The organism is Achromobacter marplatensis, assembly GCF_049060505.1.
In the GTDB taxonomy this organism is placed as follows: Bacteria; Pseudomonadota; Gammaproteobacteria; order Burkholderiales; family Burkholderiaceae_B; genus Achromobacter; species Achromobacter marplatensis_A.
On sequence record NZ_JBMGRB010000006.1, the window covers coordinates 83,981 to 98,694 of the forward strand.

A 14,714-nucleotide genomic window follows, 5' to 3' on the forward strand; every position below is an offset into this window, starting at 1 on the left:
GCCGTGGATGGCGCGGTCTGATGCCCGATCCTGCCGTTTTTCGGGCGATTGCGATCGGTGTATTTTTCACGTGCTTCGAGTATCTTGTGGCTCTTTCCGCCCCTTTTCGAGACCCGCACAATGAGCATCGATTCCCTCTCCGTCCAGGACAAGAACGCCGCACCCGGCGCGGACGCCTTTCTTCAATTCCTGGTCAACCTGGTGAACAACGGGAGCCAGATCGAAAGCATCGGCGTGACGTTGCAAATGGGCGGCATGATGGTGTCCGGCTCGATCGTGTCGGGCGCGGAATATTTCGACCGCTTCGCCGCCGGTTTCACGAATTCGCTAAGCACGATCGACGCGGAAACCCGCGCCAGCGTGCATGCGTCGTTGACCGAATTGGGCGACGTCTTCCGCGTGCCCCAGCCCGCCGACCCCCTGCCCAATTACATCCACCTTGCCGATGCCCTGTTCTTCGCGGCGGACGGCTCGCCTGTGGCTGGGCAGCCCACGCTGTGGCGCGGCCGCACCAGCGCGGTCGATGGCTTCATTCTGGGCCGCATGCAATCCGAAACGGCAAACTAACGCGCCGTGTTCCAGAACGCCAGGGCCGCCGCAAAGTGCTCCGCGCCCCTGCGCGTTAATTCAGCCGGCAGGGCGCGTGGTACCGGCGCGGAATGACCGCCATGCGCCGCTATCGGCTTGCAGCCAGATATCCAGGCAGTCGGCGCCAAGCGGCGCAGACAGGGCGGCGCCCCGGAATAGCAGATCGCTATGCAGCCGCATCCACGCGAAATCGCGGATGTCGTCGACATCGCTTGCCACCACTTGCAGGTTGGCGCTCCAGGCGCGCTCCATCAGCGTGAAGAACCGCCCCTGCAGGGGCCGGTTTGCGGACAAGCCCGACGGTATCTGCACTTGTAGCCCTTCGGTACGCAATGCCCCGTGTTCGGATGCAACGCCATCGGTGATGCTGGGCACCAGGCGCGCGCGCAAGCGGGGAGCGAAATCCGGATAGCGTGCCAGGATGTCGGCGCGCCTGGAGAGCCTGGCGCTGAGCGGCAACGTGAACGTGACGCGTGACGCCGCCACCATCAGAGGCGCGGTATCGTCATGGCAGGTGTGCTTGTTGACCCATATTGCTTCGTTGACCACGCCGATGCCCAACTCGACGCACAGGCGTTCCGCCAGGCATCCCGAGGCGTTTACGTCCAGCGCATGTTCAAACGATAGTTCGATCGGGGCGTTGAATCTTTTGAAGAACGCCACGCCCGCCTGTAGCCCGGTGGCATCCCGGGCAGGCGCGAGGCCGCTCCAGAGCGAGGGCCGGCAACGTCCCAGCACGGCATATTCGTGAACTTGGCCGTGTGCCGTGAAAATGGGTTGAAAGCGCAAATGAACGGACGCTTCCTGTGAAGGCCAGGAACGGGCGTCATCCTTCATGGGTCAAAATCATTCTGTTCTCGATTAACGTCTGGCCGCAGCGCAACGGCGGCTGCACAGCACGTGAAGCGGCCTCGTTGCGGCATCGTGAGGAAGTCCGAGGCAGGAGTTCCGTATTCCGCCAATACTGCCCAGGCCTGCTCAAAAAATGAACAAGAAAGTTCTTAAACCGGCAGGCCAGACGACCCTCGTCAATCCTGCGTCCGCCTACCTGCGCGCATCAAAGCGCGTCCACGCAAACCGGTTCACTTTGAGATTCTTCTTATTCCCCTGGTAAGCAGGTGTTTCTATCATGGGAACAATGCTGGTAGAAGACCGCGGCGCTCTCGCCCTTGAACCTCAGGCCGCGCCACGCGCGGCTTCCTTGCTGCTGCATTTTCTTGCGGTGGCCTTGCTCGTCTGCATTGCGGCGGGCGTCACGCTCTACCTGTATGGGGCGTTCACCAACGTTGTGTCCAACTATCGCCGCCACATGAACGCGGCCGCCTATGACGCGCAGCAATTCTTCGACCAGCGCGAAGCGCTGCTGCGGTCCATCTCGGCGTCCGTTGTCCGCAACAATGGCACCCAGCACATGGATGACGCGCTTGCGCACGCAGGGGCAACGCCGCAGATCGAGATCCTGCCGCTGCAATCGACGCCGGGTGATTACGAATGGGCATTGGTGCTGACCCATCGCGATCTGCAACGCGTGGCGCTGGCCAGCACCAGGGTGGTCTACAGCTCGCCCCGCCACGCCAGCGCACTGCGCATGTCTGCCCGCGACCCGCTTGCCCTGGCCCCGATCTCCACTGACATCCAGGAATGGCTGACGCGCACCCTGACCGATATCGATATCCGGCCGGCCTCCCACGGGCAACCACGGATCATCTGGCTGCACCCGCCACAGGACACCGCCATGCGGCTCTTCCTGTTCACGCCGCTGGACCCTGCGGACCCGGAGACGGGCTGGATCGGGCTGGAAGTCCAGGGCGTTGAATCCGCCGTGAACATGCCGCGCGCGGGCTCAGGAAACTATGTGCTGTTCGACGAGCGTAACCGCCCCGTCATGCATAGCCCGGACGTCGCTGCCGCCGACCGCACGCTGGCCCACATCTCGCGCGAAGACGCCTTTGGCCTGCAAGGCGAAGGGTGGATTCCTGACTATCTGGTGCTAAGCAAATCGGTGGGCGAAGACGGCTGGCGGCTGGTGTATTACATGCCGCTGCTGCGCGTGCTGCAAGACAACGCCATTGCCTTGCAGGCCACGGCCTTCGCGTCACTGCTGCTGACCATCGCCGTGGTTCTCCAGGTGCGCTATATCCGCCGCCATCTTGTACTGCCCGCGCTGCGTCAGTACGAAGCCCTGGCCGACAGCGTGTCGCTCAATCAGAAGCTGATCGAAGTCGCGCCGGTGGGGCTTTGCCTGCTGCGCCGCGCCGACGGCGCCATTGTGATGTCCAACGACATGGCGCGGCGCTGGTTTCGGGGCGCGCCGGGTTGGCGGGCCGACCTTCTCTCTCGCGATGGCAATGAGACCACTCGCGAACACAAGCTGAGCGACGGCCGTAGCGCCTACCTGACCTTCGCCCCCACCACCTATCGGGGCGAAGCCGTCGTGCTTTGCGGCATCAGCGATATCTCGCCGTTGAAACGCGTGGAGCAATCCCTGTTGCAGGCCAAACGCGACGCAGAAGCCGCCAACGAGGCCAAGACCCTTTTTCTTACCACGATGAGCCACGAAATCCGTACACCGCTATACGGCATTCTTGGCACACTGGAATTGTTCTCGCTGACCCCCGTCAGTGGCCAGCAGGCGCAGTATCTCGAGACCATTCAGCAGTCGTCGGCGACCTTGCTGCGCACCATCAATGACACGTTGGATATCTCGCGCATCGAGGCCGGCCATACGGCACTGCAATGCGCCCCCTTCTCGCCTGTCGAGCTCCTGAACCAGGTCGTCGCCAGTTTTGCCGCGCGTGCGCATGCCAAAGGCTTGCGCGCCTATGCCATCGCCGATCCCGAATCGCCAGCCGCGGTCATCGGCGACGCCACGCGGATTCGCCAGATACTCGACAACCTTGTCAGCAACGCCATCAAATTCACGGACTCTGGCCAGATCGTATTGCGGCTGAAGCTTGACGGCAGCGATCACGAAGCCGCTGACCTGAGTTTCCAGGTGGCTGACACAGGCCCGGGCATCGCCTTGGCCCACCAGAGCCGATTGTTCGACCCTTACTATCAGATTTCCGGGGAAACGTCGGCGGATTTGCCGGGTACCGGCTTGGGACTATCGATCTGCCGCCGCCTTGCGGATACGATGGATGGCCAGCTCAATGCCGTCAGCGAATCCGGCCTTGGCACCAGCATTACTTTTGAAATCCGCTTGCCGCATGCGGCGGACACGTCAGACTCGCCCGCTCCCCTTCTGGACGGCACCGCGGTATACGTGCAAGGCGCGGTGCCCGAAATCGTCAACAATCTTTGCGAGTGGCTGCGCCGGTGGGGCGCGGTGGCGTTGCCCTATTCCGCAGGCGGCGCCAAAATGGCCGGCCCTGCCGTGCTGGTGCAAGCCTGGCCGCACGCGAAACGGCGCGGCCAATGGAGCGAACCCCAGGTCATCATCCACCCCCCTGGCCTGCCGGCACCGGCCGATGACAGCCCCAGCACCTGGTTCGCCAACGCATACAGCCTGGCCAGCATCCGACACGCGGTCCACCTGGCGCAAAGCGGTTTGGCCCGCAGCCTGGCGCCTGACGCCAGGACACCGTCCGACACGCTGAACCTGCGTGTGCTCGTCACCGAAGACAATCCCATCAGCCAGCTGATCCTGCGCGAACAACTGGAACATCTGGGCTGCGCCGTCGCCTTGGCGGGCAATGGCGAAGAGGCGCTGAACCTGCCCGGGCTGATGAGCTTCGATGCCGTGCTGACCGACCTGAACATGCCCAGGCTCGATGGCTACGCGTTCACGCGAAAACTACGGCAGCGTGGCTATGACGGGCCAATACTCGGCATCACCGCCAACGCTTTCCCCGACGAGCAGCGACGCGGCATGGATGCCGGCATGACCTGCCTGCTTGTCAAACCCTTGGCGCTGGCCGCATTGCGCCAAACCCTGCAATCGATCAAGGCCCTTCCCAGCTGACCATGCATTCTGCTTACAACGCAACGAACGTGGACGGACAGTCGTTTCGCTGCGCTGCCGGGCTTCGAGGACTTTTCCTTGAAACCATGCACAGCGATCTGACGGCATTGGAACAATCGATCGCGAAACGGGACGTTCTGGCGGCGCAGCGAACCTTGCATCGCATACGCGGCGCGCTGTCCATGGTAAAAATGACCGCGCTATCGGCCGGGCTCGAATTCGTCGAATCAAGACTGGGACGTCACGGCTGGGATGAACTAGCGTTTCGCAAGACCTCAGGCCTGGTACTGGAACTTCGGAAATTCCTAGTTCAAGTGTGAGCCATCGTGCAGAATGTTTCCGATGCTCCACCCGCTCATTTCACCGCGCCCCCGAATGGAACGACTCAGAATAGTCCTTGCCGACGACCACCCGCTGGTGCTGATGGCCATGCGCGATTTGCTCGAAAAGGAGCTCAGTTTCGAGATCACCGCGACACTGGCCAACCCGACGGCGCTGATCGAGCATCTGCGCCTTGACCTGCCTGATGTAATCATCACCGACTATTCGATGCCGGGCGACGAGACCTATGGCGACGGGATCCGCCTGGTCAGGTACCTGACGCGGCACTTTTCCCGTGCACGGATCGTCGTGCTGACGATGGTGTCCAACCCCATGATCATTTCGGCTCTGTATGACACCGGCGTCGCCGCCGTGGTGCTCAAGCGCGACAACCTGGCCGAAATCGTGACGGCCTTGCAAACGCTGCGCGCTGGCCGCACGTACTATCCGCCGGGTTTTCAGGGCGAAGGCACTACCGATTCGCGCACCAAGTTCATCGGTGAGCGCATCAACAGCCTGTCGCCCAAGGAATACGAAGTGCTGCGCCATTTCATTCAGGGCGAATCCATGATGCAGGTCGCGGAAACGCTCCAGCGCAGCGTGAAGACGGTTAGCGGACAGAAGATCTCGGCCATGCGCAAGCTGAACGTCCGGACGGACCAGGAATTGGTAGCATTCTGCGTAGAAAGCGGAATTTTCCAGTAAAGAAACGAGACCACAAGCATGACGCAAGACGCAATTGAAACCGTGACGGACCTTGAGGTGGACCGCAAGGCGATGGAGGCCTTGATTGAACGCGCGGCGGGCCGGCCATTGTCGTTCCAGGACTGCGATTTCCATGAGGCCGACTTTTCCCGGCTGGACCTGCGTGGCGCGCAGTTCACCGCGTGCGCCATCGCGGGCGTCTCGTTTCAAGGCGCCACGCTTGCCGACACGTCGTGGGTACGCTGCCGCGGCGGCCAGGCCAACTTCGCATCGGCCGACGCAAGCGATGCCGTATTCCAGAACTGCGACCTGAACAACGCCAACTGGCGCCGGGCCCGGTTGGCGGCCGCCACGTTCCAAGGCTGCAAACTGACCGGTTCCGATTTCGACGGCGTGGCCTGCCTGGGCTGGACCGTGGAAGAATGCCTGCTGGTGGGCGCGCTGCTGCGCGGCGTGTCGTTCCGCAAGTCGACCATCATGCAACTGGACTTCTCGGACGCCGATCTGGCGGGCAGCGACTTTCGCGACACGGTGTTCCACGGCGGCAGCCTGCGCAACGCGAATTTGAAGAACGTTCGCTTCGAAGGCGCCGACCTGCGCGAAGTGGACCTGAGCGGCATCGACCTGACGGTTGCCGCCCGGCTGGCCGGCGCCACGATTTCCAAAGCGCAGGCCGCCGTGCTGTTGGCCGAGTTGCGCATCAGTGTTATCTGACGCGCCCCCGGCTTACGCCAGCCCCATCGCGGGATCGCTTACCGTGTGCTTGCCCGTCTCTACCCGGCCCGCGAAGCGGCGGTAGTAGGTGGGGTCGCTGGCGCACGTGACGGCAAAGTCGTACCACTGCGCGCTGTCTTCCAGCGACCAGTGCAACGACGCCGTCGCCTTGCCCGCCACCGCCTGACGCCATGGGCCATCCTGGCGGTAGGCCATCGCGCTCACCGTGAAGTCGGCGGTCTGAGCGCCGGCGTTCATGAGCTCGGCGTAGACGTCGCCATTGGCGATGTCGTAGCAGACGCGGATCTCGGGCGCGACGTCCGTATCCGCGATGCGCTGGGTGTCGCCCTTGAAGTGACGGTGCAAGCCGTTGGGCCCCAGCACCCATAGGTCGTAGCGGCCCATATTGTCCTGGAACGCATTCCAGGTATCCGACAGCGACTTCTCCGCTTCCACGACATAGCGGCGCGGGATACGCGCCAGGTTCAGCCGGTCATAAACGTGGAAGACGGCTGCTTGTTTGCCGGTGTTGGAGAACAGCAGTTCAACCATGCCTTCGGCGCTGCACCGCGCACTGACGTGCAGTTCGTAGGGCAGGGCGCGCGACGGGCGCGTGCCGCTGGCCTGGATGGGCCGTTGCATGTCGGTCGGCAAGGGCATGGCGGGCAGGGCTTCCTGCGCGCGGCGCAACTGGTCAGCGGCGCTGCGGGTCGTGCGCCCGGCCAGCGTTGGCAGCGCTTCCGTGTTCGGCGTCTGGAAGTTGAACGCGCTGGTCAAATCGCCGCAGACGGCCCGGCGGAACGCGCTGATGTTGGGTTCCCTGACCCCGAAACGCGTCTCCAGGAAACGCAGCACCGAGGTGTGATCGAACACCTGCGAATTGACCCAGCCGCCACGGCTCCACGGTGAAATCACAAACAAAGGCACGCGGGGGCCGGGGCCATAGACGCGGCCGTCCGGCGCGGGTTGGCTGACGCTGCCCGCCGGCGCGGGATGCGAGAAGTACTCGAACGCCATGTCGGCGTCGTCCAGCGTCGACTTTCCCGCCTTGGCCAGGCCGGAATCGGGCGAAGGCGCCGATGGGGACGGCACATGATCGAAGTAGCCGTCGTTCTCGTCGAAGTTCACCAGCACCACTGTTTTGCTCCAGACTTCGGGCACGGCAGTCAGGGCGTCCAGGACTTCCTGCAAGAACCACGCGCCCTGGACCGGGCTGGACGGGCCGGGATGCTCACAGTAAATCGACGGTGCATTCATCCAGCTGACCTGCGGCAGCTTGCCTTCGCGGATGTCGCGCTTGAAGGCATCCAGGTAATTCTCGGGCGCCGTGCCGGGCAAGGTATTGGCGATGCCTTTATACAGGGGGTTGTGAGCGTTGTCGGTTGCCGCGTCGTAGGCGTGGTAAGGCAGCGCCTGGCCCGTGTTGGCATACGGCACGCCCGGCTCGCCGCCGCTGGACACCGGGAAGCCCGAAGCGATGTTGGCGCGGCGAAACGTCTGAAACGCACCAAGCATGTTGTCGCCCCACTCGTCCGGCATGTTTTGATAAGAGATCCAGCTGACCCCCGCCTCTTCCAGCCGTTCGGCATAGGTCTTCCAGGTGTAGCCCCGGTTCTGCGTCGCGGCCTGCCCGTCGATCCAATCCCATTCATTGTTGACGAACGACGCGCCGCCGGCCGTCGCGCCGTTCGTGCCGGTCAAATGGAAAGACCGGTTGGCGTCGGTGCCGGTATGCATCGAACAGTGATAGGCGTCGCATAGCGTGAAGGCGTTGGCCAGCGCGAACTGGAACGGGATTTCACGCTCTTTGAAATAGCCCATCGAGATATCGGTTTTCTCGGCGGGCCACCGCTGCATGCGGCCATGGTCCCAGGCCGCCTGGCTGTCCGCCCAGGTATGGTGTGCGCCATCCGCGCGCTGCGCATTGTTGGCGCTGCCGTCCAGATGGTAGGGCGTGAGCACGGCGCCGTTGGCGCGCTCCTGCTGCCAGATGTTGCGCCCGTTGGCCAGCGGGATGGTGAAACGGTCGCCAAACCCGCGCACCCCTTTGAGCGTGCCGAAGTAGTGGTCGAACGAGCGGTTCTCCTGCATCAGGATGATCACGTGCTCGACATCGTTGATGGTGCCGGTGGCATTATTGGCCGGGATGGCCAGGGCGCGGCGAATGCTGGGCGGGAACGCGGCCAGCGCGGCCGCGGCAAAGCCTGCGCCCGTGGTGGTCTGTAGGAAGTTGCGGCGAGAAGTCATTGTCGGGTTCGGTGTCGTGAGGGGCGGGACGAGACGGGTCGAGCCGGCGCGGCTCAGGGCGCGCAGCGCAGCACTGGCGCGGGCGCGGGCGGCTTGGGCTGCTCCGTAACGGGAGGCTCGGGATTGGCCGGCGTGGGCTCGTCGTTGTCATCGCCGCCACAGGCGGACAAGGCGGCGGCCGCGAGCAGCGTGGCCGCAAGCATTCTTGCAAGGGGTTTGGAGGGCATGGGAAGGTCGGAGTAAATGGCGGAAGCAGACTCTCACGCCGACGTCAGCCGGCATGACCTCGGGGAGTCTAGGAACGCGACGTGACATCCACATGAAATGGCCGGCGCGCCCGGCTGCGTGGATGTATCGGCGTATTTCCGCTGCGCGTATAAGCGGCGCGCGGCGCTCAGGCTAGCGCCTGCGGCGCAAGAAGCGCTGCTCGACCACCACGCTGCCCCATTGGCGGCCTTCCGATTCGTCCGTCAGGACAAACCCAGCCGCCTCGTACAAGTGACGGGCAGCATCCAGCCCTTTGAACGTCCACAGGTAGGTCTGGTTGTAATGCGCGTCGGCGAACGCCAGCGCGCGTTCAAGCAACGCCCGGCCCACGCCCATGCCGCGCAGCGATTCGTCCACGATGAACCAACGCAGGTGCGCCTGACCGCTGGCCGGATCGCCATCGATCACGATGGAAGCCAGCACCCTGCCCCCGTCCACGTACAGCCACATGTTCTTGCCCGCCGCCGGGAGTCCTTCGGCGAAGTCGCCCAATTCGCTGGCCACCTTGCGTTCGAAGTACACGCCAAAACCCGAGGCCTGCGCGTAATAGCGGGCATGCAGACTGGCGACGTCGCCGATGCAGCCCGGTACATAGCCTTCGCGGATCTGATCGCCGATGCCGGCCACCGCCCCTGGCAACACGTTGGGGTTTTCGCGCGACAGCGCATCGGCGTACAGGGACATGAAGCGGATCAGCGATTGCTGATCCGCCGGCGCCAACTGGCGCAACGCCCGCGACACCTGATCGGTGGCGAACTGGTCGATCCGGGCCCGCAACGCCAGCCCCGCGTCGGTAAGCGCCAGGCGAGAAGAGCGCGCGTCATCGGTGTCGGTTTCGCGCGAGACCAGTCCGGCGGATTCCAACTTGGCCAGCTGACGGCTGGTATTGGATTTGTCCAGCCTGAGGATAGCCGCCAGATCGCGGGCGGGGATGCCCGGCTGCAAGCCGATCTCGATGATGGCGTGTACGGCCGAGGGCGCCAGGTCGCTACCCGCCAAGGACGTTCGCATGAAACCCAGTTCGCGTACCAGCTTGCGGGAAAATTCACGCAGGTCGCGAATGGTCTCGTCGCGGGACTGGGAGGGAAAGTCGATGAGATCCATGGCGGCCCCGATAAGTTGCGGTACGCAACCAATATACTTGCGGACCGCAACCAAATCAAGCTTCCCTTTTCGCGCCTTACCAGGCGTAGCGGACGCCCAACTGCCCCGTGGTGCTGCGCGTATAGCCGCTGTCGACGCTGGTCGTATAAGCCACCTTGCCGTAGATGCCCAACCGGTCCGTCATCTGGGCCGTCACGCCCAACGCCAGTTCCACTGCCGTACTGTCGCGAGAGATATCCACCCCGTCGTTGCCCAGTACGACACGGTCGGTGCCGCTGAAGGTATGCCACAGGTTCGCCCTGGCGTAAGGCCGCCATTGCATGCCCCCCGATTCATACGCCCCCTGCAAGCGCAAGCCGATGCGGCCCGTCACCGCATTGTCGTTGCTGAGACTGATGCGCGAAATATCGTCATCGAAATCGTCCACCCGCGTGCGTTGGTACAAGAGCTGCGCCTGGGGTTCCAGGGTCCAATCCTGCGATAAGGGGAATGGCATTCCGGTCTCGAGGGATGCCGTGAACGTCGAGCCGTTGGTGCCAGCGCTGCGTTGCGCTTTGGAGTCTGTATCGATATCCAGCCAGGTGTTCATCAGTACCGTATCGACATACCAGCCTGCGGCCCCCACGCGGGTCCAGTATCCGCCCAAGCTATAGCCGTCGATCGTCAGCCGGCCGGCCCGAGCGCCGGTCAGGCCCGACACCGACCCCGCCACGTCGCCGCGCGCATGGGTGTAGCCGGCGAACAGGCCAAGCCGACCATGCGTGTTGGACGCGTTGATGTGCGTGTAGAGATCCTGGCCCACCTGCAGACCCGTCAGGTCACCGTCGAACGCCGGCTGCGCATCGCCATCCAGCGTCTGCTTAAAGCTGCCGCCAAAGCCTCGCGCCCACCCCGAGAGCCTGGTGCCGTCGCGACGCAAGAGATCTTGGTCACCCTGCCGATCGTGAAAGGTCGACAACTGCGTCAGGCTGACCCGGCGCGCCACCATGGGAATGGCGCTGTAGAGCGCCACTTCAGGCCGGTATAGGTTGACGGACGCGATGGCGGGCGGCTCCTCGCCCGTTCGCTCGGCGATCTCAGCCGCGATGGCCTGGGCTTCCAGCAAGCTGCCGGCCACTTTCCCGTCCACGAGATACCCGCGCGACCGCAGGAACCAGCTATCGGTGTTGCCCCCTTCGGCGCCGCCGCGATACAGGTGATAATCGTACGCGCCCGCCGTCAAGGGCGTGGCTAGCGAGAAAGCCCCCGCCGTCGTGGTGGCGCCATTCACGGCCTGCACCACGGCAATGCCGTCGCCCGTGGTCAACGCGCCGGCGCCGCCGCGATTGGTGACCGAGATGGGCGTTGCGCCGCTGGCTTGCCCTGCGTCGATGACCAGGCGGTCGGAAGGGGAACCATCGGCGCCCAGTTGGGCATTCAAGGTCAGCGAACCGCCCGCGCCCACGTAGTCCCCGCGTATGGTCAACGCGCCAAAACCCACGCCATCATTCGGACCTGGCCGGATTTCACCTGAGTTATTCAAGGCGCCCACCAAGGTGCCCGTGCCGGCCAAAACGGCGCCTGACGCCAGCGCATTGGCCGGACTGCCCAAAGTGCCCGTCAAAAAGAAAGTACCGCTCTGGAGCGAAATGCTGTCAGAGAAGGTGGAGTCGGACGTCCAGCGCCACTGCTCGCCGCGCATCGTCAGCGTGCGGAAATTGGTAAACACGTTGTCGACAGCACCCTGGCCTTCCAGATAAGCGTTGCTGGCTGCGCCGCCCGCGTCCGCTAGCCCTCGGATCACGGAGCCGGTCCGCAGGATCAGCGTGCCCGTCCCCTGCGGCCCCATGAAGATGGCCGTGTTGGCCGACGCGCCTCCGTAGCCTTCGACATACCCCGAGTTGATGAACGTATCGTTGCCGTTCTGACCGCGGTAGGCATAGGAATGGTCGGCGATGATCGATCCGCCCGGCAGGTTCTCTACTCGCGAGAAAAAGCCGTTGGCATTGGTCGTGTTGACGTGCACACCGTCGGCCCCGGCGGTGCCATTGGAACTGGCGCCCCGGGCGCGGATCGAGCCGCTGTTGATCAGCACGTTCTCGGCGCCGCTGCCGCCTTGCAGGTAGATGCCCTTGGCGTCCGTGCCGCTGACATCGACAGTTCCCGTATTGGTCACCAGATTGCCGGGCCCGTTGACGGCGATGCCGTGCCCGTTGGAGCCCGACGTGACGATGCTGCCCGCGTTAGTCACCTTGGTGTCGGTGCTGCCCAGGTTAGGCACCGAGATTCCACGCACTGACACGCCGGAGGCCACGATGGAACCGTTGTTGATCAACGTGTTGTTGTCGCCGAAGCCGACCATGACGCCGCGCGAGGCACCCGAGGCCCCCCCCTGGACGGTCAGCGTGCCGTTGTTGATGATGGTGCTGGCGTCCTCGACCGAGAATGCGCGTAACGCGTTGGTGACGAAAGTGGCGCCGGGGGCCAGGGTGATCGTCACGTTCTGGCTGCCGGTAGCGGCAGCAACGAAGGCGTTGGTGGTGGTCCCGGTACAAGTCACGCTTTGGCCGGTTCCCGGCGAAGTCGTGGGTCCGCACTCGGCAACCGCCAGGGCAGGCAGCAAGGCCGGGGTCAGAATCAGGGCCCATAACGCGGGCTGCGTCAGTCTAGGAAAACAGGAAGAAAATTGCGCGTGGAACTGGCGTGATGAGACGATCAATCTCTGCTCCCGAGTGCCGCTGCAAGGGTTCAACTGCATTATTTCGGTTGAATACTGGCGGATACACGAGGCTGCCGCAATTGATTAAATGTACAAAATCGTGTCGGATCAATGCTGCGAAGCCGCATCGCGGCCGGCGTGCCGTGGCGCTATGCCGGCCGTTTGAACGCTGCCCGGGCGGCCTCGATGGCTGGCCGGCAGACGCAACCGCTCATGTGGTCGTTGACCATGCCCACCGCCTGCATGAAGGCATACATCGTGGTGGGGCCCACGAAGGTCCAGCCGCGCTTTTTCAAGGCGCGGGACAGCGCGGCCGATGCCGCCGACGTCGGATTCTGGTTCCAGTAATCCAAATCCACCCGATCCGGCCGGTCGCAGGCGGGTGGCTCGTGGCGCCACAACCAGCCGGACAGCGATCCCGTTTCATCGGCCAGCGCCAGCGCCCGGCGTGCGTTGTTGATGGTGGACACGATCTTGGCGCGGTTGCGCACGATGGCGGGGTTGCCCATCAGCCGGTCGACGTCTTGCTCCGTATAGCGCGCCACGCGTTCAAAGTCGAAATCGTCGAAGGCTTCGCGGAAGGCCTCGCGCTTGCGCAGGATGGTGATCCACGCCATGCCCGCCTGGAAGCCTTCCAGGCAGATCTTTTCATACAGGCGGCGGTCGTCGCCAACGGGACGGCCCCATTCGTGGTCGTGATAGTCGGCCATGGACGGTTGCCAGAAGCAGCGCGGCACGCCGCGCGCGTCCAGCACCAATCCGGACCGGTCCAAGTGGTTGGGGCTGCCGGCGACACCCGCGACGTCCGGCAACGTCATTCCTTGGCCGGAACCGGGCAGCTCAGGTCGCCTTCCTGGCATTTCAGGTAGGCGCCGAGCGCTTTGGTGCGTGCCTGCGTGAGCGTGTCCAGGCACTGGCTCAGCACCATCGGGTATACGCTGCCGCCCGTCGTGCCGCTGGCCGAAAAAGCGCATTCCGCATCGCGGAAAAAGAGCCAGGCCTTCTGGGCGGCTTGCAGCTGCGTCGTCTGGGTGCGGTCGTTTTTCAGACGTCCGATGACGGTCTTATAGACCTTGTTCAGATCGGCATCCGACTTTCTGTAGGCTTGATCGGCGCACAGGTTCATGTCCGTCTGCGTGGTGGCATTGGCGCAATTGAGCGGCTGCGCCTGCGCGCTGGCCGCCAGGATCAGCGCGGCGGCCGTGGCGATCGCGATACGCATGGGCGTTCCTCCTGGTTGTCGGATGAGTGGGTAGTTCCCAGAAGAAAGTGTCGCATAAGATATCGGACATGAAGATCCAATTGCTTTCCGACCTGCATCTAGAATCCGACCCCACCTTCCTGGCGCGGCCCACGCCGGGCGCCGACCTGCTGGTGCTGGCCGGGGACATCGGCTCGTACCAGCGGGGTTCGAAGCTGAATGCCACGGACTTCGGCCTGGGCAGCTATGCGCCGCGCAACGGCTGGCCCACACCCGTGGTGTTCGTCCCCGGCAACCACGAATACGACAATCTGGATTTCGACGACACGCACGACCGCCTGCGCGAGCTATGCCACGCGCTGGGCATCCAGTGGCTGGAGCGCGAAACCTGCGTCATCGACGGCGTGCGGCTGGTTGGCACCACGCTCTGGACGGACTTCGACGCATTGGCCACCGACAGCGACACCCTCGGCGCCGCGCTGACCAAACGTGCCAAGGCCTTTCGCGCGGCCGATTTCTATCTGGAAAAGGCCCAGATGCGCCGCGCAGGCGCGCCCTTCATGGCCGAGCAGATGCGCGAACAGGGCCTGGTCTGTCAGCAATGGCTGGATGCGGCGCTGCGCGAACCGTTCGATGGCCCGACCTTGGCCATCACCCACTTCGCGCCCACGCTGGCCAGCGCGGACCCACGCTATGGCGTCACGCCCGGCACCGCGGGCTTCTGCAATGCGCTGGACGCCCTGCTGCCGCTGGCTCACACATGGATGCACGGGCATTTGCACTGCGCGCACGACTACGTGAAAGACGGCTGCCACATCGTGGCCAACCCCTTGGGCTATGCCCGAAAGGGCGAACAGGCGGACTTCGCGCCTGATCGCCTGTGGGAAGTGAACGCCTAGAACTTG

Annotated in this window: 13 protein-coding genes; 6 read left to right on the forward strand and 7 right to left on the reverse strand. The window is 64.0% G+C overall.

The genetic code is table 11. From position 1 onward, the window contains the following. The first annotated feature begins 120 nt into the window (after positions 1 to 120). Positions 121 to 567, forward strand: a complete 447-nt coding sequence (locus ACI0FO_RS16455) for a gas vesicle protein (RefSeq protein WP_416028256.1) — start codon at positions 121 to 123, stop codon at positions 565 to 567. 60 nt (positions 568 to 627) lie between these two features. Here the strand turns inward: ACI0FO_RS16455 and ACI0FO_RS16460 are convergent, their stop codons facing one another. Next, a complete protein-coding gene (locus ACI0FO_RS16460) occupies positions 628 to 1,425 on the reverse strand; it encodes a hypothetical protein (RefSeq protein WP_416028257.1) in 798 nt (265 codons plus the stop codon). 292 nt (positions 1,426 to 1,717) lie between these two features. Between ACI0FO_RS16460 and ACI0FO_RS16465 the strand changes: the two genes are divergently transcribed. From ACI0FO_RS16465 to ACI0FO_RS16480, 4 genes are read left to right on the forward strand one after another with little or no spacing between them, the layout of a single operon-like run. Then, positions 1,718 to 4,552 (forward strand): ATP-binding protein, encoded by a 2,835-nt coding sequence (locus ACI0FO_RS16465; RefSeq protein WP_416028259.1) that lies wholly within the window; start codon positions 1,718 to 1,720, stop codon positions 4,550 to 4,552. 2 nt (positions 4,553 to 4,554) lie between these two features. Then, positions 4,555 to 4,872, forward strand: a complete 318-nt coding sequence (locus tag ACI0FO_RS16470; protein WP_416028261.1) for an Hpt domain-containing protein — start codon at positions 4,555 to 4,557, stop codon at positions 4,870 to 4,872. Positions 4,873 to 4,927: 55 nt separating this feature from the next. Then, complete coding sequence (locus ACI0FO_RS16475) at positions 4,928 to 5,578, forward strand: response regulator (RefSeq protein ID WP_416028262.1); 651 nt, start codon at positions 4,928 to 4,930, stop codon at positions 5,576 to 5,578. 18 nt (positions 5,579 to 5,596) lie between these two features. Further along, positions 5,597 to 6,292, forward strand: a complete 696-nt coding sequence (locus tag ACI0FO_RS16480; protein ID WP_416028264.1) for a pentapeptide repeat-containing protein — start codon at positions 5,597 to 5,599, stop codon at positions 6,290 to 6,292. Between the two features lie 12 nt (positions 6,293 to 6,304). Here the strand turns inward: ACI0FO_RS16480 and ACI0FO_RS16485 are convergent, their stop codons facing one another. The 6 genes from ACI0FO_RS16485 to ACI0FO_RS16510 form a co-directional block, all read right to left on the reverse strand. Further along, complete coding sequence (locus ACI0FO_RS16485; protein WP_416028266.1) at positions 6,305 to 8,539, reverse strand: phosphocholine-specific phospholipase C; 2,235 nt, start codon at positions 8,537 to 8,539, stop codon at positions 6,305 to 6,307. A gap of 53 nt (positions 8,540 to 8,592) precedes the next feature. Beyond that, positions 8,593 to 8,766 carry a hypothetical protein gene (locus ACI0FO_RS16490; RefSeq protein WP_416028268.1) on the reverse strand — a complete coding sequence of 58 codons (174 nt, stop codon included), beginning with the start codon at positions 8,764 to 8,766 and terminating at the stop codon, positions 8,593 to 8,595. Between the two features lie 172 nt (positions 8,767 to 8,938). Continuing rightward, positions 8,939 to 9,910: a bifunctional helix-turn-helix transcriptional regulator/GNAT family N-acetyltransferase gene (locus ACI0FO_RS16495; protein WP_416028269.1), complete on the reverse strand. Its 972-nt coding sequence runs from the start codon at positions 9,908 to 9,910 to the stop codon at positions 8,939 to 8,941. 76 nt (positions 9,911 to 9,986) lie between these two features. Continuing rightward, on the reverse strand, positions 9,987 to 12,449 hold the full coding sequence (locus ACI0FO_RS16500; RefSeq protein WP_416028271.1) for an autotransporter outer membrane beta-barrel domain-containing protein: 2,463 nt from the start codon (positions 12,447 to 12,449) through the stop codon (positions 9,987 to 9,989). A 308-nt stretch (positions 12,450 to 12,757) separates the two neighbouring features. Further along, positions 12,758 to 13,426 (reverse strand): DNA-3-methyladenine glycosylase I, encoded by a 669-nt coding sequence (locus tag ACI0FO_RS16505; protein WP_416028273.1) that lies wholly within the window; start codon positions 13,424 to 13,426, stop codon positions 12,758 to 12,760. Next, the gene (locus ACI0FO_RS16510; protein ID WP_416028275.1) at positions 13,423 to 13,830 is read right to left on the reverse strand and encodes a lysozyme inhibitor LprI family protein; all 408 of its coding nucleotides are present in this window, start codon (positions 13,828 to 13,830) and stop codon (positions 13,423 to 13,425) included. Before ACI0FO_RS16510 ends, ACI0FO_RS16505 begins: the two co-directional genes overlap by 4 nt. 68 nt (positions 13,831 to 13,898) lie before the next feature. On the opposite strand from ACI0FO_RS16510, the gene ACI0FO_RS16515 reads away from it, so the two are divergent. Next, complete coding sequence (locus ACI0FO_RS16515) at positions 13,899 to 14,708, forward strand: metallophosphoesterase (RefSeq protein ID WP_416028277.1); 810 nt, start codon at positions 13,899 to 13,901, stop codon at positions 14,706 to 14,708. Positions 14,709 to 14,714: the final 6 nt, after the last annotated feature.